Raw genomic sequence first — 18,992 nt, forward strand, 5'->3', positions numbered from 1 at the left:
CCCTCCATCGCCGCGCGAGCGAAACGGCTATCCCTGGTCGAGAGCAGCCTTGCTTCGCGCCTGTTGGCCTTGGCTAGGCAGGCTCTCATCAAGGGTCAAGAGCGGCAATTTCAGCAAGACCCGATCGTCGTCCTGAACCAGGCCACCCCCGGCTGACCGCGCTTCGGCTCGCGCCAGCCGCAGACTGAATCCCGCGCCGAACAGTCCCGCGCTCAGCCCCCCGGCTGCGGGCCTTGTCTGCGCAGCGAAGAGGTCGTCTTCCGCCATCAGTTCGGCCGGCAGATCGCAAGCGAGAATCGCCTGATTGTCTTCGACCTCGAGCGAGGCGCCCAGCGTTTCGCCTGTGCTGCAAGCCCCTGCAAGAATGGCCAGCATACGCCAGACCAGGGTTTCCGCTTCGTCATGGTCGAGCGCGACCGTCACTGGTTCATCTGGCGTCGCTTCCAACGCAATCCCCGCTAGCCGGGGCGCGAGCACTTGTTCCAATTGCCCCAGAGTCTGGCGGACAAGCTCTGAAAGGTCGGTTTCGCCGCTGGCAGGCGCAATTGCCCCGGTCTCCAGCTTGGCGAGTCGTTCCAGCTCGTCGAACCCCGCCATTATGCGCGCGGCGTCACCGGCGATCGATGCCGCCAGTGCTCGGTATTCGTTGGGGGCGGGGCCGAATAGCTGCTGCTGGATCACTTCGGCATAGCCCTGCAGCGCATTCACTGGCGTACGCAATTCGTGCAGCAACTGGCGAATGCGATCCGCCTCGCTCGCGATGCGCGGATCGATGGCGTCCTTGCGGGGGGGGCGGCGGAATCGCCCGACATAGCCATGGAAACGCCCACCTGACCTGGCAAATCGAGGGTGCGCATCGACGATCCATTCGCCGGAAATCGCCGCTGCGCCTTCCAGCGTCATTTCGGCATGTTTGATAGGGAGCTGGCGCGAGAAGGCGCGCATAACCTGATCGGGAAATGCAGCTTCACCCAGCCTGCGCGGTGAAATGAGGCGTTTGCCGATAACCATCGGGGCCACTTTGGTTTCGGCCCATTCGATCCGGCCAGCAGCGTCGGCAGCAAAGCCGAAGCCGGTAATCTCGAAATCCTCGGCAAGTGGTGCTTCGCCCAGCGGCAGGCGCGGCGAATGATCGATTGGCGGCGCGCCCGATTCACGCTCGCGGCGGAACTGTGCGATCCGCTCGACCAGACGGGATATCTCGCTGGCCTGTTCGTTGTCGGCGCGGGGCGCCGTTATCGGTTCCATCGTAGCCGGAGCTTCGGGCCCGGACCTTGCCGCGGTCGCCGCCGGATCATCGGTTGCCGAGATGTGGTCGTCATCATGGAAGACCCGGTCTGCCTCGGTCAGATGCGAGGCCTCTACGGTTTGATCTTCCTCACCCTCTGAATCTGGCTCCGGTTTCGCCTGTTCGGCTTCGGTTAGCGCTGCTGAATCGCCCGGAACATCGTCAACTGCATCCTCGCCAAACTCGCTCTCGCGTTCCGGTTGCGGCAATCCGCGATCTCTGATGCCGAGCCGTTCGAGGATTGCTTCCGCACTATCGGGAAGGTCGCGGCGGAGCCGCAGGAATCCCCGTGCCCGAATCGGCAGTCGGGGGATAAGCGCTTCCCAATCGCTTTCGGACAGATTCGCGCGGGCAAGTGCAGCCGCAGCGACGGCGGGTTCATCCTCGGCCAGATGGGCGGCCAGTTCAGCGCTGCGGAAGCGCCAACCGGGTTCAGCGACCATGCGCGCCCGATCAACCGCCGGAATCTGTTCGCCCAATGCGCCCAGCCGCAGCCATGCGGCGGCCACCAGGCTCTCGTCCCGCCCGTATTTGCGGTTACCCAGCAGGTCCAGGAGCTGTCGGTACTGGGTGCGCGCCGCATGCTCGCCGGCAGCGCGGTGGCGCAGCACAGTGGCAAGGCGGTCGTCAAAAAACATCCAGACTCCGTATTTCCATCGCGCCAACAGGGCGCATTTCGGGCAGTCTTGTTCCTACCAGTTTATCCAAGCTGCCCGTGAGTGGCTTGTTCAGTGCGTTGCAAAGCGGGACAATTGCTGGCAGGAACAATAAAATTAGCTTCCAAGGCTTATGAAGGGGTCATTCGTTTCATAACGCCGTGGATCAAACCATAGCATTCTTGCGGGGCTCGGGGATGGCCAATCTAGACGAAATCGACCGGAAATTGCTGGCAGAGCTGCAAGCAGAAGGGCGCGTGACAAATGTAGATCTGGCGCAGCGTGTAGGGCTGACGGCGCCTCCCTGTCTGCGCAGGGTGCGCGGGCTGGAAGAAGCCGGAGTGATTCGCGGCTATCACGCCGATCTCGACGCGTCGAAACTCGGCTTCGCAATTACGGTTTTCGCTATGGTGAGCCTCAAGAGCCAGGCCGAAAGCGCATTGCGCGAGTTCGAGGAAGCGATGCGCGAGCTGCCCGAAGTTCGCGAAGTGCATATGCTTAACGGTGAAATCGACTTCATTCTCAAGGTCGTGAGCAAGGATTTGCAAAGCTTCCAGGAATTCCTCACCAGCAAGCTGACCCCGGCGCCCAATGTGGAAAGCGTGAAGACTTCGCTGACGATCCGCACCGCCAAGCATGAGCCTGGCGTGCCGCTTGGGTAGATGAAAGGCGGCCATGTCAAACGAACAGATGCAGATTAGCGGGCACTGTCTTTGTCATGCGGTCGAGATAAGGCTCGAAGAGCCAAACCCGCATGTCGAGATCTGCCATTGCGATATGTGCCGCCGATGGGGCGGCGCATTCTACTCTGCGCTGACTGGCGAAAGCTTTGCCATTTCCGGCGAAGAAAGCATCACGATCTATCGATCGAGCGAGTGGGCCGAACGGGCATTCTGCAGGCACTGCGGAAGCAATCTCTGGTACCGGTTCCTGCCTACAGGCAGTCGCAGCTTTCTCGCCGGACTCTTCTCGGACGCAGATCGATATACCGTAGAGAAAGAGATATTCATCGACGAGAAGGCAGCATGGTGCGATCTTTCGGGAGATCACACACGTCAAACCGGCGCGGAAGTAATTGCCGAAGCGAAGGAAGCCGGGTTCGATCCTGGTCAGGATTAGAGCCCGGTAGGTCTACCGCAGCACCAGCCGATTAGCGATCCCAGCCCTTTCGCAGCTCGCGGTCGATTTTCTCGACCTGCTCGAGAAAGCGCGGGGTTTCGATGCCGCCGAACTGGCGCTTGAACTCCGCTTCGCCGATCCCGTCTCCCAGCTCAATGAGGTCTTCTGGCAGCAATTGCTGGCCATCTGCCTCCATGGCCCATTCGCGCGCCTGCACCAAATGGGACGGATTTGTGAGACGGCGCGCGGTCAGCATACCGGAGCGGTCTGCAGAAAGATCGGCGAAGGAGAATCCGCTCGGATCCTTCGGCGCGAGTTTGGGCGATCTTGCGCCGCTGTCTGCCAGTTCCTTCCATTCGCCCATTGAGTTCGCAAACTGGTCACCCGTTGTAACGGCAAGAGCCGCGGACAACGACCAATGCTTGGCCCAATCCGCGCGGCCTTGCAGGGTGATTGCCTGGCCACGAGGCTTGCAGGTCTCGATCGCGTCGGGTGCGACGCCAGCCAGCCTGCCTACTGTTGGATCGACCACAAACATTGCGAGCGCGACCAGCGCGGCGGCATGCTGCTCGCGACTTTCTGACGAAGCGGCAAGTGCTCGCCCGAGCTGTTGTTCCAGGAGCTTCTGCTTCGATCCGCGCTGCTGTTCGCTCAATCGGCAATAGATGTCCGCCGCCACCGCCGGGTCGATGATCAGCGGGTCATCGGAAAAGGCCTGCTGAACCTGAGCCGGTTCTGGCAGCAGCAAGGTTGCCTCGGCTTTCCCATCCGTAATCCGGGTCGATTGAACCAGCTTATCAAGCGGTTGCACGGCCACGCCTTTGGCCGCGATCAGGCGATGCCCCAAATTCAACATCTTGCGTGAAAGCCAGCCGGGAAACCGGACAGCACCCACCTTCATTCGCAATTCGGGAAAACCTTCGCTTTCACCGCTGATTGCGGTTTGCACATTGAGCCAGCGAAACCAGAACGGGCGGCTCAGCGTGACTGTGAGCGTGTCATCCTCAAGCCTTGTCTTGAAACGATTGGGAGGTAGCCCCTGGCTGGCCAATGCCGCCAGGCTACGAAGCTGGGCATCGTCGAACGATACATCGATCGGATCACCCTGCACGTTCCCGCTGCTTGCCTCCTGCAAGACCGCCCGCACATTCTGGATTTCCCTGGCCGATGGTGTCGGCTGCTCGGCAACCCATGGATCTGAGCCTGTCAGAAGGAAAAAGGCGCCGGCCGCCAAGACCAGCAGCACAATCAGAATGCGGAATGTTCGGGTCATCTAGGGTCTGTTGAAACTCACCGCGAAAGAGCGGTCTGTATGACGGGCGAGCATCAGCTCTCCCGCTCGGCCAACCATTCCTCAAGCCATTTGATTGAATAGTCGCCTGACAGAACGTCATCCTGCCGCAACAGTTCCTGATGCAGCGGGATGTTGGTCTTGACCCCTTCGACGACCATTTCCTCCAGCGCGCGGCGCAGGCGCATGATGCAGCCTTCGCGCGTGCGGCCATAGACGATCAGCTTGGCAATCATGGAGTCGTAATAGGGCGGGATGCGATAGCCCGCGTAGAGCCCCGAATCGACGCGCACATGCATGCCGCCAGCGGCGTGAAAATAAGTCACTTCGCCAGGTGATGGCGCGAAGGTGAAGGGGTCTTCCGCATTGATGCGGCACTCGATCGCGTGACCCTGGAACTCCAGCTCTTCCTGCTTGACCGAAAGCGATTTTCCCGCCGCGATGCGGATCTGTTCGCGCACAAGGTCGACGCCGGTAATGGCTTCCGTCACGGGGTGTTCGACCTGCAGGCGCGTGTTCATTTCGATGAAGTAGAACTCGCCATTTTCCCACAGGAACTCGATCGTGCCTGCGCCGCGATAGGCCATGTCCTGCATCGCCTTCGAGCAGATTTCGCCCATACGCATGCGGTCTTCAGTGGAAATGACGGGCGAAGGCGCTTCTTCGAGCACCTTCTGGTGGCGGCGTTGAAGCGAGCAGTCGCGCTCGCCCAGATGAATGGCGCCACCCTTGCCGTCGCCGAATATCTGGAACTCGATATGGCGCGGGTTGCCGAGATATTTCTCGATATAGACCGTATCGTCGCCGAAGGCAGCCTTGGCCTCGCTCCCGGCCTGCTTCATCAGCGTTTCGATCTGGTCTTCGGACTCGCAGACCTTCATCCCGCGACCGCCGCCACCAGAGGCCGCCTTGATGATGACCGGATAGCCGATCTCTGCGGCGATCTTCTTGGCCTCATCGTAATCGGACACCGCACCATCCGAACCGGGGACCAGCGGCAGGCCGAGCGCACCCGCAGTCTGCTTGGCCGCGACCTTGTCCCCCATGGTGCGGATATGTTCGGGCTTGGGCCCGATCCAGGCGATGTCATGCGCCTCGACGATTTCGGCGAATTTGGCGTTTTCCGAAAGGAAACCGTAGCCGGGGTGGATCGCGTCGCAGTGAGCGACCTCGGCGGCCGAGATGATGTTGGCGATATTGAGATAGCTGTCGCTTGCAGGCGGCGGACCGATGCACACAGCCTGGTCGGCCAGCCGGACATGCATGGCATCGGCATCAGCGGTGGAGTGCACCGCAACCGTCTCGATTCCCATCTCATGCGCAGCGCGGTGGATGCGCAACGCGATTTCGCCACGGTTGGCGATCAATATGCGGGTGATGGCCATGCGCTAACCCCGGATCAGCCGATCACGACCAGCGGCTGGTCGAACTCGACCGGCTGCGCGTTCTCGACCAGGATCGCCTTGACCGTGCCGGACTTGTCGGCAGGGATCGGGTTCATCACCTTCATTGCCTCGACAATCAGCAAGGTGTCGCCCTGGCTCACGCTGTCGCCGATTTTCACGAAATTGTCCGCGCCGGGTTCTGCGGCGAGATAGGCGGTGCCCACCATGGGCGACTTGATCGCATCGGCATGGGTTTCGGCAGGGGCCTCTTCAGCAGCAGCGGCTGGAGCGGCAGCAGGCGCCGCGGATACGGGCGCTGCGGTGGGAGCCGCCGTCACTGCGGCAATGCTGCCACCACGCGAGACCTTGATCTTGCGGTCACCGTCTTCGACTTCGATTTCGGTCAGCCCGGTCTCTCCGAGCAGTTCGGCCAGCTCGCGCACCAGCTTGGTATCGACATTCATTCCGGACCTGCGCCCGGTCGTGCCTTTGGATTCGGCCATATTCGCCCCGTTAACTGTTGTTTGCGGGGTGACTATTCGCGGGAATTGTGGCTGGCAAGGGGCGAAAGCTCAGATTTCGCCATTCGCCACCGCTTCAAGCGCGATCAGATAGCTTTTTGCCCCGTGCCCCTCGACGGTCTTTGCTGCCCCCATCCCGACATAGGAAAGGTGGCGGAACTCCTCGCGCGTCTTGGGGTCCGAAAGATGCACCTCGATCACTGGAGTGGTGATTGCCCGGATGGCATCGAGCAGCGCAACGGAGGTATGCGTATAGGCTGCTGCGTTGAGCAGCACGGCGCGCGCGCCTTCGGCCTGTGCCTCATGCAGCCAGTCAACCAGCATGCCTTCGTGATTGGTCTGGCGCATGTCGATCTCGAGGCCCAGTTCACGCGCGCGGTCCTCCAGCATGCCGGCGATATCATCGAGCGTGTCGGAACCGTAAATCTCCGGCTCGCGCATGCCGAGCAGATTGAGATTCGGCCCGTTGAGGACATAAACGAGGTTGGATGAGGTGGTCATGGGCGGGCCATAGCCCGCAGCGCGTCTACTTGTCGACGCCCTTCACTTTGCCCCATTGGCGGGCGGCGGTGTAGCCAAGGTAGCCGGTGCCGAACAACGCATAGAGCGGCTCTGGCAAGCCGCCCAGATAGGCGTTCATTCCGCTGGCAATGTCGCTCGCGGCGGCAGGATTGAATGCGGCGAGCACGCCCATCGGCAGTGCCCACAGGATCATCGCATACATCACATAGAGGAAGCTGGGGCGCGCGCGGCTGGTCCAGGGATCGGCTGACTGCGCTTCGGCCACGATTGCCTGCAAGCGCGCTTCGATCATCTGCATCTCTCGCGTTCCCTCCAGCCGGATCAGCTCCAGCTTGGCCTTGGCGCGTGCTTCCTTGTCAGGAATGATCTTGTCGATGATCGAGGCGAGGGGACCGATCAGGGTCTCGATAATGGCCATGACATGCGCTCCGTTGCTGCGAATCGCATATCCGATAACCAAATGGGTTCGTGTAGGAAAATTTCGGTTCTATTCGCCCGCTTCGGCGAGCAAGCGTTGCGCCAGCTTGAGATGCGGGAGGTCGACCATCGCACCGTCCAGGCCAACCGTTCCCGCGCCGGGATTATCGGCAAAGGCCTGCACAATCGCGCGGGCATGCGCGAGTTCTTCCTCGCTGGGCGTGAAGGCCTGGTTGATAACTTCTACTTGTGCCGGGTGGATCGCCAGCATTCCGCGAAATCCTTGGCCGCGCACCATCTCGGCCCGTTCGCGCAGTTTATCGAGATCGCGAAATTCGGGCATGACGGTTTCGACCGGCACCACACCTGCCGCCACTGCGCCCAGCAGGCACAGGCTGCGCGCCAGCTCATACGTGGGCATGTAAGACCCATCAGGACGGTGCTGGACGCGCGCGCCGAGCGCGGAGGAAAGGTCTTCGGCGCCCCAGCTCAGAGCAGACAACCGGCTCGATCCCGGATAGTCGCCTTCATACTCGCCGCAGTGGAACATCGCCTTGGGCGTTTCGGTGACCAGTGCGACGATGCGGGTCGAACCAGCGTCCAATCCAAGCGCTTCTTCATGTGCCGAAAGCATTGTGTGGAGGGTTTGGACATCGGCGCGGCCTTCTGCCTTGGGCAGCATGATGCCGCCGGGACCGGATGCCATGACCGCCTCGAGATCGGCCACGGCCTCTCCGCCCGACAGCGGATTGATACGCACCCAGATGCGTTGCCTGTCACTCCGGCTTAGGAGGAATTCCCTCGCCATTATCCGTGCCGCCGGCTTGTTTTCCGGCATGACCGAATCTTCCAGGTCGATCAGCACGATATCGGCCGGTCCGTCTGCCGCCTTGGCCATCTTCTTCTCGCTGTCGGCGGGTGCGAACAGCCAGCTACGCATTTTCGGCGGTTTCGTGCTGGGCGGGGTTGTTTCCGACATAGAAGCTCCTCTTGCAGTGAACGGGGTTAGTGCCGTCTGCAATGGCGCGCAACTCGCGGTCGCGGCGGATCGTGAAGAGGGGGATTTTCCACTGGTCGGGACGACTGGATTCGAACCAGCGACCCCTACACCCCCAGTATAGTGCGCTACCAGACTGCGCCACGTCCCGGAACCAGTGGAGGGCGGCCCTATAGGATGCACATCGGAAGCTGGCAAGCGGCGATGCATGTGGTGCGCTTTTGCCACGATTGTCTCCGCGAGATTGTGATGGGCTTGCAATGCTGCTAGGCGCGCCCACTTAGCGACCGAGGGGAGAGCCTGCGCGGCGAATGCGGCAGCGGTTACGCCCCTCGCGATGTAACGTAGTTCAAACCTGACAGGCCTTTATCCAATGTTTGAAATTCTAGCTGCAGCGGCCAGTGCCGAAGCGCCGCCCGCGTGGTTCCAGTGGGCACCGATCGTCGGCATGATCGTGATCTTCTGGATTTTTATCATCCGTCCGCAGATGAAGCGGCAGAAGGAACATCAGGCAAAAATCGGCGGTTTGAAGAAGGGTGACCAGGTCGTCACCGCCGGTGGCCTTGTCGGCAAGGTGGTGAAGGTTGACGACAATTATGTCGATATCGACCTTGCGCAGGGTGTGCGCGTGAAAGCGGTCAAGAGCACCATCGGCGATATCATTCCGCCCGGTGGCGCGGCAGCCAACGATTGACGCGCGGTTCCAGCGCGAACCAGACAAGGCGAGTGAGTAAGGCATAGAAGATGCTCGAGTTTCCCACCTGGAAGAAGATTTGGTTGTGGGGGCTGACGCTTGTCGCATGCCTTGCGGCCCTTCCGTCGATTTTTTCCGCAGCCAACGTCGCCTGGCCTACCTCGCTTCCCGATCCGGAAGTGAACCTCGGCCTCGACCTTGCGGGCGGTAGCCATATCCTGCTTGAGGCCGATCCTGAGCAGGTGGCTTCGCAGCGGCTTGAAAACATGGAAGAATCGGTCCGAACGCTGATGCGGCAGGCCGAACCGGCCATCAGAATCGGCGATGTGTCGACCAACAACGGGCGGCTGGCTTTCCTGCTTGACAATCCCGCCGATCTGGACCGGGCACGCGAGATTCTCCTGCCGATCGTCAACGGCACCGGACTGACACGCGAATGGGATCTGTCCATTACCGATGGCCAGCGCATGATCCTCGCGCCGACCCAGACCGGGCTGAGCAATGCCGTGACACAGGCGATGGACAGCGCGACTGAGGTGGTCCGTAAGCGTATCGACGCTCTGGGCACACGCGAGCCGACCATTATCCGCCAGGGCGACACGCGCATCGTGGTGCAGGTGCCCGGCTTGCAGGACCCCGATCAGCTCAAGGATTTGCTGGGCCAGACCGCGAAGCTCGAGTTCAAGCTGGTCGACCAGAGCGCCTTGCCCACCGACGTTGCGGAGGGGATTGCTCCTCCGGGCAGTGAAATATTTCCTTACGCAGCAGGTACGCCGTTCGAGGGAACTTCGCTTGCAGTGCGGCGGTTGGGTGGTATCCGCGGTGACAATCTCACCAATGCGCAGCAGGGCGTAAATCCACAGACCAATGAAGCGGTGGTCAACATCACCTTCGATCAGCAGGGCGGGGCGAAGTTTGCCAAGTTGACGACCGAGAATGTTAACAAGCCCTTCGCGATCATTCTCGACGGCGAAATCCTCTCCGCGCCGAACATCAACGAGCCGATCCTGGGCGGTAGTGCGCAGATTTCAGGTAGCTTCACGGTCGAATCCGCCAACCAGCTGGCGATTGCACTGCGGTCAGGCGCCTTGCCGGTCGATCTGAAGGTGATCGAGGAGCGGACCGTCGGGCCGGACCTGGGGGCGGATTCGATCCGCAAGGGCTTGTTGGCGATGATGATCGGTTCGGTCGCGGTGATCGTGCTGATGATCGTCAGCTATGGCCGTTTCGGCATCTATGCGACGATTGCGCTGGGCTTCAACGTGTTGATGATCCTGGGCATCATGGCCGGGCTCAACACCACGCTGACCTTGCCGGGCCTTGCCGGATTCGTGCTGACGATCGGTGCAGCGGTGGACGCTAACGTGCTGGTCAACGAACGAATACGCGAAGAAAGAAAGCGCGGACGGCGCGTGGTGGCCGCGGTCGAGACCGGCTACAAGGAAGCGAGCCGCGCGATCTATGACGCCAACATCACCAACTTCATCGCAGGTGTGCTGCTGTTTCTGTTCGGATCGGGGCCGGTACGCGGTTTCGCCGTGGTGCTGGTGATTGGCCTGTTCACCAGCGTTTTCACCGCCGTGGTGCTAACCCGCATGTGGGTCGCCGGATGGTTGCGCAGGGCGCGGCCAAGCGATCTGAGCCTTTAAGGGGATTTAGCCATGAAACTGCTCAAGCTCGTCCCCGACGATACCAACATCAAGTTCCTCAAGGTCCGCTGGCCCTTCTTCATCGTCAGCATTCTGCTGATTGCTGCAAGTTGGGGCCTGGTGATGACCAAGGGTCTCAACTACGGCGTCGACTTCGCCGGCGGCCAGGAAATCCGCGTCACCTTTACCGAGACAGCGGAAGCTCCCATCGGAGAACTGCGCCAATTGGTCGGCAGCCTGGAAAATGGCGGCGATCCGGTGATCCAGCGCTTTGGCGCGCCAAACGAGGTTTCGATCCGGGTCAAGCTCCCGCCCGAAGCTGAAGGCAATCCCGAATTCGCCGAAAAGATGACGCGCGAAATCACAGATGCGCTGAAGGCAGCGCATAGTGACATTCGTATCGACGGGGTGGACTCTGTTTCAGGCAAGGTGTCGGGCGAGTTCCGCAACGATGCCGTGTTTGCATTGGTCGCCGCGATGATCGCGGTCGCGATCTACATCTGGATCCGATTTGAATGGCAATTCGGCGTCGGCGGATTGTTCGCGCTGTTCCATGACGTGTCGTTGACGCTGGGCATGTTTGCCCTGTTCCAGCTGGAGTTCAGCCTGCAGATCATTGCCGCGATCCTGGCGATCATCGGTTACTCGCTGAACGACACGATCGTGGTCTATGACCGCATCCGAGAGAACCTGAAGAAGTATCGCAAGATGCCGCTGCCCGAGCTGCTCGACCTGTCGGTCAACGAGACGCTGGCGCGAACGGTGATGACTTCGCTGACGCTGCTGGTTGCGCTGATCCCGCTGCTGTTCTTTGGCCCGGCCAGCCTGTTCGGCCTGACTGCAGCCATCACGCTAGGCCTGTTCGTGGGCACCTACAGCTCGATCTACATGGCAGCGCCCATGTTGATCTGGATGGGCGTGACTTCGAACAGTTTCGTTCCGGACGAAACGGTGACCGAGAGGCAGGAGCGGATCGCGCGCGGCGAGGGCTGAGCAAGCCCTAGCCGATCAGTCGTTCGTAATGCTGGGCCAACTCGGCTGCGTTGTTGGACCAGCTGAAACGGTCCACGGTCGCCGCCACCTCTTTCGGATCGGGCTTGTCGGCAAGCACCTCGGAGATCGCTGCGGCAAAATGATCGATGTCGCGCGGCACCAGCCTGCCTGCCGCATTGCTGGTGATGAGCTCGCTCGCGCCGCCGACATCGCAGGTCACTACTGGTGTGCCGCAAGCAAGCGCTTCAACCCAGGCGTTGGCGAGGCCTTCGCTTCTGGTAGGTAGCACCATGACGTCTGCGGCGGAGAGGATTTCTGGCAGGACCTCGTGATCGACCGATCCGGCGAAATGGACGCGGTCGGCAATGCCCAGGTCCTTGGCCAGCCTGCGCAGATGCGCTTCGTCTTCGCCCTTGCCGACCAGGATCAGTCGCGCTTGGGGCAGGGCCGCCAGCGAACCGAGTGCAATGTCCTGTCCCTTGCGCTCGATCAACGCACCCACGGTAACAAGCAGCGGAGCGCCGTCTGGCAGGTCGAACCCGAGTTCGCGTGCCAACTTCGCGCGCAGGCCCGGGCTATCGAGCGGACGAAAGCGGCCACGGTCGAGCCCGGTGTAATGCAAGGTGATATGGTCGCGTCGCATGCCCATCTCGGCCATCTGACCCGCCAGTTCCTGCGATACTGCCAGCAGTCCGCTGCAGCAGTTCGCAGCCTCCAGCATCTCTTCGCGCGCGTAGTCCTTGTCACCCCAATAGCAAATGTCGGCACCCCGCGCCTTGATCGAACAGGGTAGGCCAAGCTGCTGCGCAATCCATGCCGAGGCGGGGCCATCGGGATAGAAGAATTGCGCATCGATCACATCGATCGGCGTATCGGCATGGATTTGCTTCACCAGCGGCAGCGCAGCGCGTGCGATTGCCTTGGCATTGCGGCGAGCACCGAATTTGGGGATCAGGGTGAAGCGTGGGCGATGAACCGTCACGCCATGTTCCACTGCCATTGCAGGTAGCCTCGCCAGCGCGCGATAGCGGCCCAGTGCAACCGGCGGGATGCCGATGGGATTGACCATGGTCACGCGCCAGTCGCCTCGCGCTGCAAGGGCTTCGATCGAGCGCGCGACGAAGGTGCCGAAACGCGGATTGGCCTCGTTTGGATAAAGCGTCGAAAGCGACAGGACGTGCTTCAAAGTTTCCGCACCAGCATTTCCGCCACGGCGATCCAGGCCGGACCATCGACGATCTGCTGTTTCTGCCCGCTGCCCGGTGGCAGGAGGCCAACGAATGTTCCCTGTCGGTCGATCAACCTGCCGAAGTAGAATTGCCCGCCCGGACGCGGGACGAGCACATCACGATTGATCGCATGGGGCGCGTCTTCGAGGGCGATCTGGCGCAGCCACAGCAAGTCGCCGGGCCGGAATTCGCCGACGCTTTCGTCCACCTGCAGCACCATCTGGGTTCCGTCGCCGCTCAGGTCGTTGGGCATGATGGCTTCACGCGGCTTTGTGAGTGGTTCAGGCCCATGAGACTTGAGCGCGGCAACCACCATTGGCTGATCTGAGGCGTCCGACCGGACGAGTAGTTCGGGATCGATCTCCAGCGCGGCTGCAATGCGTTCCATCCATTTGAGCGAGAGGTTGCGCATCCCGGTTTCGAGCCGACCGATGGTCTGTGCGGTGGTGGGCGGCTGACATGCTTCGGCCAATTCGGCCAGCGTCATGCCCTTACCCTTTCGGATGTCCCGGATGCGGTTGATCACTCCAAGCCTCCCTTAACCGGAATGGTGATTTTTCTTTCCTACAGGAACCGGTGGAATGCAAGGCGTTCCTCCCGGCAATACACAGGAGGAATGGCGATGCGCCGCAGACTGGTCGAACGTGAGCTGACAGAAGAGGGTCCGCGCAAGTCAGGGAGCGCGCGCGGGAAGCGCCGGACAGTAACGGTCAATCTCGCGGAATCGCCTTTGTCATGGCTGCATTCGCGCGGGCATCTCGAAGACAGGCTGTTCGACGCGGGCGAGCGGCTGCGGGCTGACTATGAACGCGCCCAGCTAGGCGCAAATGTCACCATGCGCTGGGATCCTGTGCGGGTTAGGAGCACCGGCGAAACCGGGCTACACGCTTCTGAACGCCAGATTGCAGCCAAGCTACGCTTCAATGCTGCGCTGGCTGAAGCGGGCAAGGGGCTGGAGGATATTTTGTGGCGCGTGGTTTGCGCGGGTGAAGGATTGCCCGAAGCGGAGAGGTCGCTCGGCTGGCCTGCGCGCTCGGGCAAGCTGGTGCTGCGCCTGGCTCTCGACCGGGTAGCGGACTTCTACCGCATCATTTGAAGGGCCGCGTGGGTTAGTGCCCAGCGAGGTTTGACGCCTCAGGAAAAGCGGGGGTGGGCTTTCACCCACCCCCACACCAATTACATTCCCTCGACGCTCTTGCTGACGAGGATGTTCACCGCAACGCGGCGGTTCTGTGCCTTGCCTTCGGGCGTGCTGTTGTCTGCCAACGGATCGGCTTCGGCCATTCCGGTGGGAGTAAGCATCCGCCAGGGCTTCCAGCCGCAGGCCTGCTGCAGGTGGTTGACGACGCGGCCGGCGCGCTTTTCGCTCAGGACCTGGTTGAACTCCTGGCTGCCAACCGAATCGGTGTAGCCGACGACCAGCAGCAGGGCATTGTCCATTGCGTCTGCTTCTGCAGCTGCGGCGCAAAGTTCGCTCTCTGCTCCGGGCGTCAGCTTCCACTTGCCCGTGTCGAAATAGACGTTGGTCGTGCCCTTGATGTTGTATTTGTCGATATCGGCCATGCGGCCGCGCAGTGCCTCGGTCGCCGCAGCATTCTTGTTGATTGCCACGTCATGTTCGCCAAAGCGCTGCTCGGTTCCGTTGCGGATCATCGCCGCGGTCTTCAGGTCCTTGTTCTTGAGGTCGATCTTGCTCGCCACAAGGTTGCCGGCCCACTGCACAGTCTCGACGGACACAGGCAAGCCATTCAACAGCGCATCCGCACCCAGCTTGTCGCGATTGAGGCCGAGGAAACCGCCCTTGGCCTTGATTTCGGTGCCATTGCTGATGAGCACTACAGTCTTTGTGCCGCCAGCAGTTGTAACCTGCAGTTTCTCGCCGCTGCGCGCGGAGATGAAACCTTCGATCTCGGGTCCTTCGGTCATGCCAGACAGGTCTGACGGCGGGGAACCGTAAACGGTCGTCAGAACTTCACCATCCGACGATGCCTCCAGCTCCTGCGCGGACAGGACGCCCGCTACGGGCATCGCGAGCATGGCGACCAGTGCCAGGGCTCCCTGCCTCTTCGAAAAAACATTCATCAGTCCACTCCTTCAAATTACGTCAGCCGGACCTGCGTGTTTGCGGTCTTTATCCGACCGCGCCCGTTAAGGCGGGTCCGGCTGTCTGAAACGCACTCATCTCGTCGTAGGGGGTTGTGCCGTCGCTTGACCGCACGAGTTGTTGACGCGATGGGCCTCCTGCGTGTTCAGGCAAACCTTTCTGCCACATGAACAGTTTCGGCACCACCTCCCGTTGTACGGGTGGTTCGAGCGCGATGTGCGGCGAGTCGATGCAGTGTGCTGCGGTTCCGGCCTAACCTTCGACCAGTTCCGCCAGCTCCAGCCATCGTTCCTCGGCCGCGTTCTTTTCCGCACGAGCATTCTCGATTCCGGCGGAGATGGTGGCGAATTTCTGCGGGTCCGAGGTGTACAAGCCGGGATCGGAGAGAATCGCTTCGCCTTTGGCTATAGCGGCATCCAGCTCCTCGATCCGGGCGGGTAGCAGCTCGTAGTCGCGCTGGTCCTTGTAGGAGAGTTTCTTGCTCCCCTTTCCGTTTACGGGAGGGGGCTGCTGGGGGGTGGGTTTCTTCGCGGCCGTTGCAGGCCCACCCGCAGCCCCTCCTGCGCGCGGGGCAGGAGAAGAACGCCGCTTCTTTTCCCAATCCTCATATCCGCCAGCAACGACATCGACACGGCCCGACCCGTCGAGGCCGAGCGTGATCGTGACAGTGCGGTCGAGAAAGTCGCGGTCATGGCTGACAATCAGCACGGTACCGTCGAAATCCGCGATCACTTCCTGCAACAGATCGAGCGTTTCGAGATCGAGGTCGTTGGTCGGCTCGTCCAAGACCAGCAGATTGGCGGTGCGTGCGAATTCGCGCGCCAGAAGCAGGCGCGAACGCTCGCCGCCCGAAAGCGTACCGACCTTGGTATCCACGATCTTGGGGTCGAACAGGAACTCCTTGAGGTAGCCCTGCACATGCTTGCGGATGCCACGCACGTCGATCCAGTCGCCGCCTTCGGCCAGGACTTGCCGCACGGTTCGATCGGGCTCGAGCAGGCTGCGCTGCTGGTCGATCATCACACCGGTGAGCTTCTTCGAGATTTCCACCGTTCCGCTGTCGGGTGCGAGCTCCCCGGTCAACAGCTTGAGCAGCGTTGTCTTGCCAGCGCCGTTCGCACCGACCACGCCGATGCGGTCGCCGCGTTGGATGCGCAGGGTAAAATCCCTGATAATTGGGCGGTCGCCGAAATTCTTGGTGACATGCTCCGCAACGATGACGGACTTGGACCTGAATTCCTCGTCATTGGAAAGCTGCAGCTTGGCGGTTCCGGCGCTGGTAATCATCGCCGCGCGGGCGGCGCGCATCTGGAACAGCTTTTCGAGCCGGCCCTGGTTGCGCTTGCGCCGTGCGGTGACTCCGCGTTCCAGCCAATGAGCCTCGATCTTCAGCTTGGCGTCGAGCTTTTCAGCCGCGCGCGCTTCTTCGGCATAGACTTGCTCTTCCCACGCCTCGTAGCCGCCAAAGCCGACTTCCTTGCGCCGCAAGGTGCCGCGGTCGAGCCACAGGGTGGCCCTGGTCAGGCGCTTGAGGAAGGTCCGGTCGTGGCTGATGACGATAAAGGCGCCCTTGTAGCGGTTCAGCCAGTCTTCCAGCCAGTCGATTGCGCCGAGATCGAGATGGTTTGTCGGCTCGTCCAGCAGCAACAGGTCAGGCTCCATCGCCAGCGCACGAGCAATCGCGGCGCGGCGCTTCTCACCGCCGCTGGCAGTATCAGCCGGTCGCGCCATGTCGATGCCAAGCTGACCGGCAATCGACTCCACTTCATGAGCGGCCGGGGCATGCTCACCCGACAGTGCGAAGTCCATCAGCGTATCGAAGCCGGTGAAGTCCGGCTCCTGCTCAAGAAAGACGATGCGCGTCCCCGGCTTGACCTTGCGTGTGCCGCGGTCTGCCTCGATTCTGTCGTCGATCAGCCGCATTAGCGTGGTCTTGCCCGCGCCATTACGCCCGATCAGCGCCAGCCGATCACGCGGCCCGACATGAAGGTTGATATCAGCGTAGTCCGGTCCGCCGAACAGCCAGCGGCCGCCCTGCTGCAGGCCGAGATTTTCCCAGGAAAGGATCGGGGGTAGTGCCATGGCGCGGCAGTTAGGCGTTCGTATGGCCCGGAACAAGCCGGTTCAGTCATTCGTAATGATGTGCGTTGCAGCCATGGAGGCCTGAAGGAGACAAAACGATGATCCGTACCGCTATTCCCGCCGCCACACTGGCCATGCTGGCGTCCCCCGCTGCCGCAGCCGAGGTGAGGATCGAGGCCCAAAATCCCGTAGTGGAATTGACTGTGAGCGAAGTGGTCCAATCCGCTCCCGACGTCGCTCAGATCGGGGCAGGGGTGACCACTCGTGCCGCGACCGCGCAGGAAGCGGTCCGCCAGAACGCGCAGGAAATGGATCGCCTCGTCACGCGAATGAAGGCGCTGGGGATCAAGCCCAAGGACATCCAGACCAGCAATTTCAGCCTCAATCCGCAATATCGCTATGACCGGACCAATGAGCAGCAGGTCTTCACCGGATATCAGGTCAGCAATCAGGTGAGCGTGAAGCTGCGCGAACTCAAGAGAGCAGGCGAAGTGCTCGATGCCTTTGCCGGAGCGGGGGCGACCAATATCTTCGGTCCCAATTTCATGCTCGAGGATGATTCGGAAGTGAAGGCGACGGCGCGCGGAACTGCCTTCAAGCGCGGCCGGATGATGGCAGAGGAATATGCTCGGATGGCGGGCTATTCAGGAGTGCGTTTGCTGGAGGTGTCCGAAACCTTCCAGTCATACGGCCGACCGCAACCTCTCATGGCGATGCGGGTTGCGGCGGATGCGGCCGAGGCGGCGACGCCGATCGAACTGGGAGAGGTTGGCACCGGCGTAACCATTTCCGTCAAATATGAGATGCAATAGGCTGGCAATGTAGCTGAATGGCGTGCAACGCGAGCATTCACACCTTGTTCAATGCTCTACGCTTAGGCAAACTCGCATCATGAAGCACTTTCTGTCCGTATCCCTTCCTGTTGCACTGGCGCTTGCCGGGCTCACTGTCGTTCCTGCTCAGGCTCGTGACGAACAGGGCGAGGCACGCAAGGAAATGAAGGCGGGCAATGCGCTTTCGCTGCGCGAGATCGAAAAGCGCGTTTTGCCAAAGATGAAGGGCAGCGAATATCTGGGGCCTGCCTATGACGCTGCAGCGCGTGCCTATCGGCTCAAGTTTATCCGTGACGGGCGCGTGACCTATGTCGATGTCGATGCGCGGACAGGCCGGATCATCAAGCAATCTCAATGACTGGCCGGGAGCGGCGATCGGGTGGAGAATCCCTCTCGCTCGCTTGACGCTAACCGCCCAAAGGCTCAACACATCCGCATTCAAGGGAAAGTGAACGGGGAACGATGCGCATCCTGATCGTCGAAGACGAACCGACATTGGGCAATCAGCTCAAGACGACGCTGGAGCAGAACGGTTATGCGGTGGATCTCTCCACCGATGGTGAGGACGGCCATTTCCTCGGCTCGACCGAGGATTACGATGCCGTGATCCTCGACCTTGGCTTGCCGGAAATTGACGGGCTGACCGTGCTCGGCATGTGGCGCAAGGAAGGCCGCACTTTCCCGGTGTTGGTGCTGACTGCGCGCGATAGCTGGTCGGATAAGGTGGCTGGGCTCGATGCCGGCGCGGATGACTACCTCGCCAAGCCTTTCCAGACCGAAGAGCTGATTGCTCGCCTGCGGGCGCTGATCCGCCGCGCTTCGGGCAATACCTCGGCGGAACTCACCGCGGGCGACGTGAGGCTTGATACGCGCTCCGGCCGTGTCACGCTAAGGGGCGAGCCGGTCAAACTGACCGCGCAGGAATATAAGCTGCTCAGCTACCTCATGCACCACAAGGGCAAGGTTGTGAGCCGCACCGAACTGATCGAGCATATTTACGATCAGGACTTCGACCGGGATTCCAACACGATCGAAGTCTTCGTCACCCGCATTCGCAAGAAGCTCGGCGCAGAAGTGATTACGACGATCCGTGGACTCGGCTACAGCCTCGACGACCCCGCAGACGCCCCACGCGCCTGATTCTCCTTCTCCCGAAGCTTCGGGACATGAGGATGCAGGCGCAGTGCGCGAAGATGAGGCGCGCTCCGAACC

Annotated in this window: 20 protein-coding genes and 1 tRNA gene; 9 read left to right on the forward strand and 12 right to left on the reverse strand. The window is 61.3% G+C overall.

Going from position 1 to position 18,992, the window contains the following annotated elements; all coding sequences use genetic code 11:
- Window positions 1–27 precede the first annotated feature (27 nt).
- Complete coding sequence (locus ACQY6C_RS03850) at window positions 28–1,926, reverse strand: histidine kinase dimerization/phospho-acceptor domain-containing protein (RefSeq protein ID WP_427964967.1); 1,899 nt, start codon at window positions 1,924–1,926, stop codon at window positions 28–30.
- 215 nt (window positions 1,927–2,141) lie between these two features.
- Between ACQY6C_RS03850 and ACQY6C_RS03855 the strand changes: the two genes are divergently transcribed.
- Together ACQY6C_RS03855 and ACQY6C_RS03860 are read left to right on the forward strand one after the other, a co-directional pair.
- The gene (locus ACQY6C_RS03855) at window positions 2,142–2,606 is read left to right on the forward strand and encodes an Lrp/AsnC family transcriptional regulator (protein ID WP_427964970.1); all 465 of its coding nucleotides are present in this window, start codon (window positions 2,142–2,144) and stop codon (window positions 2,604–2,606) included.
- A gap of 13 nt (window positions 2,607–2,619) precedes the next feature.
- Window positions 2,620–3,063: a GFA family protein gene (locus ACQY6C_RS03860; protein ID WP_427964973.1), complete on the forward strand. Its 444-nt coding sequence runs from the start codon at window positions 2,620–2,622 to the stop codon at window positions 3,061–3,063.
- Between the two features lie 31 nt (window positions 3,064–3,094).
- On the opposite strand, the gene ACQY6C_RS03865 is transcribed toward ACQY6C_RS03860, so the two are convergent.
- The 7 genes from ACQY6C_RS03865 to ACQY6C_RS03895 form a co-directional block, all read right to left on the reverse strand.
- Window positions 3,095–4,336 (reverse strand): hypothetical protein, encoded by a 1,242-nt coding sequence (locus ACQY6C_RS03865; protein ID WP_427964976.1) that lies wholly within the window; start codon window positions 4,334–4,336, stop codon window positions 3,095–3,097.
- Between the two features lie 53 nt (window positions 4,337–4,389).
- Window positions 4,390–5,739, reverse strand: a complete 1,350-nt coding sequence (gene accC / locus ACQY6C_RS03870; RefSeq protein WP_427964979.1) for an acetyl-CoA carboxylase biotin carboxylase subunit — start codon at window positions 5,737–5,739, stop codon at window positions 4,390–4,392.
- Between the two features lie 14 nt (window positions 5,740–5,753).
- Window positions 5,754–6,242, reverse strand: a complete 489-nt coding sequence (gene accB / locus ACQY6C_RS03875) for an acetyl-CoA carboxylase biotin carboxyl carrier protein (RefSeq protein ID WP_427964982.1) — start codon at window positions 6,240–6,242, stop codon at window positions 5,754–5,756.
- Window positions 6,243–6,311: 69 nt separating this feature from the next.
- Complete coding sequence (locus tag ACQY6C_RS03880; RefSeq protein ID WP_427964985.1) at window positions 6,312–6,761, reverse strand: type II 3-dehydroquinate dehydratase; 450 nt, start codon at window positions 6,759–6,761, stop codon at window positions 6,312–6,314.
- 25 nt (window positions 6,762–6,786) lie between these two features.
- Window positions 6,787–7,200 carry a holin family protein gene (locus ACQY6C_RS03885; RefSeq protein ID WP_427964988.1) on the reverse strand — a complete coding sequence of 138 codons (414 nt, stop codon included), beginning with the start codon at window positions 7,198–7,200 and terminating at the stop codon, window positions 6,787–6,789.
- Between the two features lie 69 nt (window positions 7,201–7,269).
- Window positions 7,270–8,178, reverse strand: coding sequence for an HpcH/HpaI aldolase/citrate lyase family protein (locus ACQY6C_RS03890; RefSeq protein ID WP_427964991.1), 909 nt, complete (start codon window positions 8,176–8,178; stop codon window positions 7,270–7,272).
- Window positions 8,179–8,270: 92 nt separating this feature from the next.
- Window positions 8,271–8,347 (reverse strand) — tRNA-Pro (locus ACQY6C_RS03895).
- A 222-nt stretch (window positions 8,348–8,569) separates the two neighbouring features.
- On the opposite strand from ACQY6C_RS03895, the gene yajC reads away from it, so the two are divergent.
- Genes yajC through secF form a run of 3 tightly spaced genes read left to right on the forward strand, consistent with a single transcriptional unit; the run spans window position 8,570 to window position 11,532 of the window.
- A complete protein-coding gene (yajC, locus tag ACQY6C_RS03900; RefSeq protein WP_427964994.1) occupies window positions 8,570–8,890 on the forward strand; it encodes a preprotein translocase subunit YajC in 321 nt (106 codons plus the stop codon).
- Between the two features lie 50 nt (window positions 8,891–8,940).
- On the forward strand, window positions 8,941–10,539 hold the full coding sequence (secD, locus tag ACQY6C_RS03905; protein ID WP_427964997.1) for a protein translocase subunit SecD: 1,599 nt from the start codon (window positions 8,941–8,943) through the stop codon (window positions 10,537–10,539).
- A gap of 12 nt (window positions 10,540–10,551) precedes the next feature.
- Window positions 10,552–11,532: a protein translocase subunit SecF gene (gene secF, locus ACQY6C_RS03910; protein ID WP_427965000.1), complete on the forward strand. Its 981-nt coding sequence runs from the start codon at window positions 10,552–10,554 to the stop codon at window positions 11,530–11,532.
- Window positions 11,533–11,539: 7 nt separating this feature from the next.
- Here the strand turns inward: secF and ACQY6C_RS03915 are convergent, their stop codons facing one another.
- Together ACQY6C_RS03915 and ACQY6C_RS03920 are read right to left on the reverse strand one after the other, a co-directional pair.
- Window positions 11,540–12,718 (reverse strand): glycosyltransferase, encoded by a 1,179-nt coding sequence (locus ACQY6C_RS03915; protein ID WP_427965003.1) that lies wholly within the window; start codon window positions 12,716–12,718, stop codon window positions 11,540–11,542.
- Window positions 12,715–13,287: a helix-turn-helix domain-containing protein gene (locus ACQY6C_RS03920; RefSeq protein WP_427965006.1), complete on the reverse strand. Its 573-nt coding sequence runs from the start codon at window positions 13,285–13,287 to the stop codon at window positions 12,715–12,717. The genes ACQY6C_RS03915 and ACQY6C_RS03920 overlap by 4 nt, the downstream gene beginning before the upstream one ends.
- Before the next feature lie 96 nt (window positions 13,288–13,383).
- On the opposite strand from ACQY6C_RS03920, the gene ACQY6C_RS03925 reads away from it, so the two are divergent.
- A complete protein-coding gene (locus tag ACQY6C_RS03925; RefSeq protein ID WP_427965008.1) occupies window positions 13,384–13,857 on the forward strand; it encodes a DUF6456 domain-containing protein in 474 nt (157 codons plus the stop codon).
- 80 nt (window positions 13,858–13,937) lie between these two features.
- Here the strand turns inward: ACQY6C_RS03925 and ACQY6C_RS03930 are convergent, their stop codons facing one another.
- Both ACQY6C_RS03930 and ACQY6C_RS03935 read right to left on the reverse strand, forming a co-directional pair.
- Entirely contained in the window at window positions 13,938–14,843 is a 906-nt protein-coding gene (locus ACQY6C_RS03930) for an OmpA family protein (protein WP_427965011.1), read from the reverse strand.
- Window positions 14,844–15,117: 274 nt separating this feature from the next.
- Window positions 15,118–16,947, reverse strand: a complete 1,830-nt coding sequence (locus tag ACQY6C_RS03935) for an ABC-F family ATP-binding cassette domain-containing protein (protein WP_427965014.1) — start codon at window positions 16,945–16,947, stop codon at window positions 15,118–15,120.
- A gap of 98 nt (window positions 16,948–17,045) precedes the next feature.
- Here ACQY6C_RS03935 and ACQY6C_RS03940 point away from each other — a divergent pair, with 98 nt between their 5' ends.
- From ACQY6C_RS03940 to ACQY6C_RS03950, 3 genes are all read left to right on the forward strand, one after another.
- Window positions 17,046–17,759: an SIMPL domain-containing protein gene (locus tag ACQY6C_RS03940; RefSeq protein ID WP_427965016.1), complete on the forward strand. Its 714-nt coding sequence runs from the start codon at window positions 17,046–17,048 to the stop codon at window positions 17,757–17,759.
- 79 nt (window positions 17,760–17,838) lie between these two features.
- Window positions 17,839–18,138 carry a PepSY domain-containing protein gene (locus tag ACQY6C_RS03945; protein ID WP_427965019.1) on the forward strand — a complete coding sequence of 100 codons (300 nt, stop codon included), beginning with the start codon at window positions 17,839–17,841 and terminating at the stop codon, window positions 18,136–18,138.
- Window positions 18,139–18,242: 104 nt separating this feature from the next.
- The gene (locus ACQY6C_RS03950) at window positions 18,243–18,920 is read left to right on the forward strand and encodes a response regulator transcription factor (RefSeq protein WP_427965022.1); all 678 of its coding nucleotides are present in this window, start codon (window positions 18,243–18,245) and stop codon (window positions 18,918–18,920) included.
- Window positions 18,921–18,992 lie beyond the last annotated feature (72 nt).

The sequence above is a fragment of the Altererythrobacter sp. genome, assembly GCF_050299635.1.
GTDB lineage: Bacteria > Pseudomonadota > Alphaproteobacteria > Sphingomonadales > Sphingomonadaceae > Erythrobacter.

What these genes read in the sequence shown, in the direction of transcription:
- yajC (WP_427964994.1), top strand. Translation starts at nt 8,570, where the DNA reads ATGTTTGAAATTCTAGCTGCAGCGGCCAGTGCCGAAGCGCCGCCCGCG.
- ACQY6C_RS03950 (WP_427965022.1), top strand. Translation starts at nt 18,243, where the DNA reads ATGCGCATCCTGATCGTCGAAGACGAACCGACATTGGGCAATCAGCTC.
- ACQY6C_RS03890 (WP_427964991.1), bottom strand. Translation starts at nt 8,178, where the DNA reads ATGTCGGAAACAACCCCGCCCAGCACGAAACCGCCGAAAATGCGTAGC.
- ACQY6C_RS03860 (WP_427964973.1), top strand. Translation starts at nt 2,620, where the DNA reads ATGTCAAACGAACAGATGCAGATTAGCGGGCACTGTCTTTGTCATGCG.
- ACQY6C_RS03935 (WP_427965014.1), bottom strand. Translation starts at nt 16,947, where the DNA reads ATGGCACTACCCCCGATCCTTTCCTGGGAAAATCTCGGCCTGCAGCAG.
- ACQY6C_RS03925 (WP_427965008.1), top strand. Translation starts at nt 13,384, where the DNA reads ATGCGCCGCAGACTGGTCGAACGTGAGCTGACAGAAGAGGGTCCGCGC.
- ACQY6C_RS03850 (WP_427964967.1), bottom strand. Translation starts at nt 1,926, where the DNA reads ATGTTTTTTGACGACCGCCTTGCCACTGTGCTGCGCCACCGCGCTGCC.
- ACQY6C_RS03930 (WP_427965011.1), bottom strand. Translation starts at nt 14,843, where the DNA reads ATGAATGTTTTTTCGAAGAGGCAGGGAGCCCTGGCACTGGTCGCCATG.
- ACQY6C_RS03945 (WP_427965019.1), top strand. Translation starts at nt 17,839, where the DNA reads ATGAAGCACTTTCTGTCCGTATCCCTTCCTGTTGCACTGGCGCTTGCC.
- secF (WP_427965000.1), top strand. Translation starts at nt 10,552, where the DNA reads ATGAAACTGCTCAAGCTCGTCCCCGACGATACCAACATCAAGTTCCTC.
- ACQY6C_RS03865 (WP_427964976.1), bottom strand. Translation starts at nt 4,336, where the DNA reads ATGACCCGAACATTCCGCATTCTGATTGTGCTGCTGGTCTTGGCGGCC.
- ACQY6C_RS03880 (WP_427964985.1), bottom strand. Translation starts at nt 6,761, where the DNA reads ATGACCACCTCATCCAACCTCGTTTATGTCCTCAACGGGCCGAATCTC.
- accB (WP_427964982.1), bottom strand. Translation starts at nt 6,242, where the DNA reads ATGGCCGAATCCAAAGGCACGACCGGGCGCAGGTCCGGAATGAATGTC.
- secD (WP_427964997.1), top strand. Translation starts at nt 8,941, where the DNA reads ATGCTCGAGTTTCCCACCTGGAAGAAGATTTGGTTGTGGGGGCTGACG.
- ACQY6C_RS03855 (WP_427964970.1), top strand. Translation starts at nt 2,142, where the DNA reads ATGGCCAATCTAGACGAAATCGACCGGAAATTGCTGGCAGAGCTGCAA.
- accC (WP_427964979.1), bottom strand. Translation starts at nt 5,739, where the DNA reads ATGGCCATCACCCGCATATTGATCGCCAACCGTGGCGAAATCGCGTTG.
- ACQY6C_RS03885 (WP_427964988.1), bottom strand. Translation starts at nt 7,200, where the DNA reads ATGGCCATTATCGAGACCCTGATCGGTCCCCTCGCCTCGATCATCGAC.
- ACQY6C_RS03940 (WP_427965016.1), top strand. Translation starts at nt 17,046, where the DNA reads ATGATCCGTACCGCTATTCCCGCCGCCACACTGGCCATGCTGGCGTCC.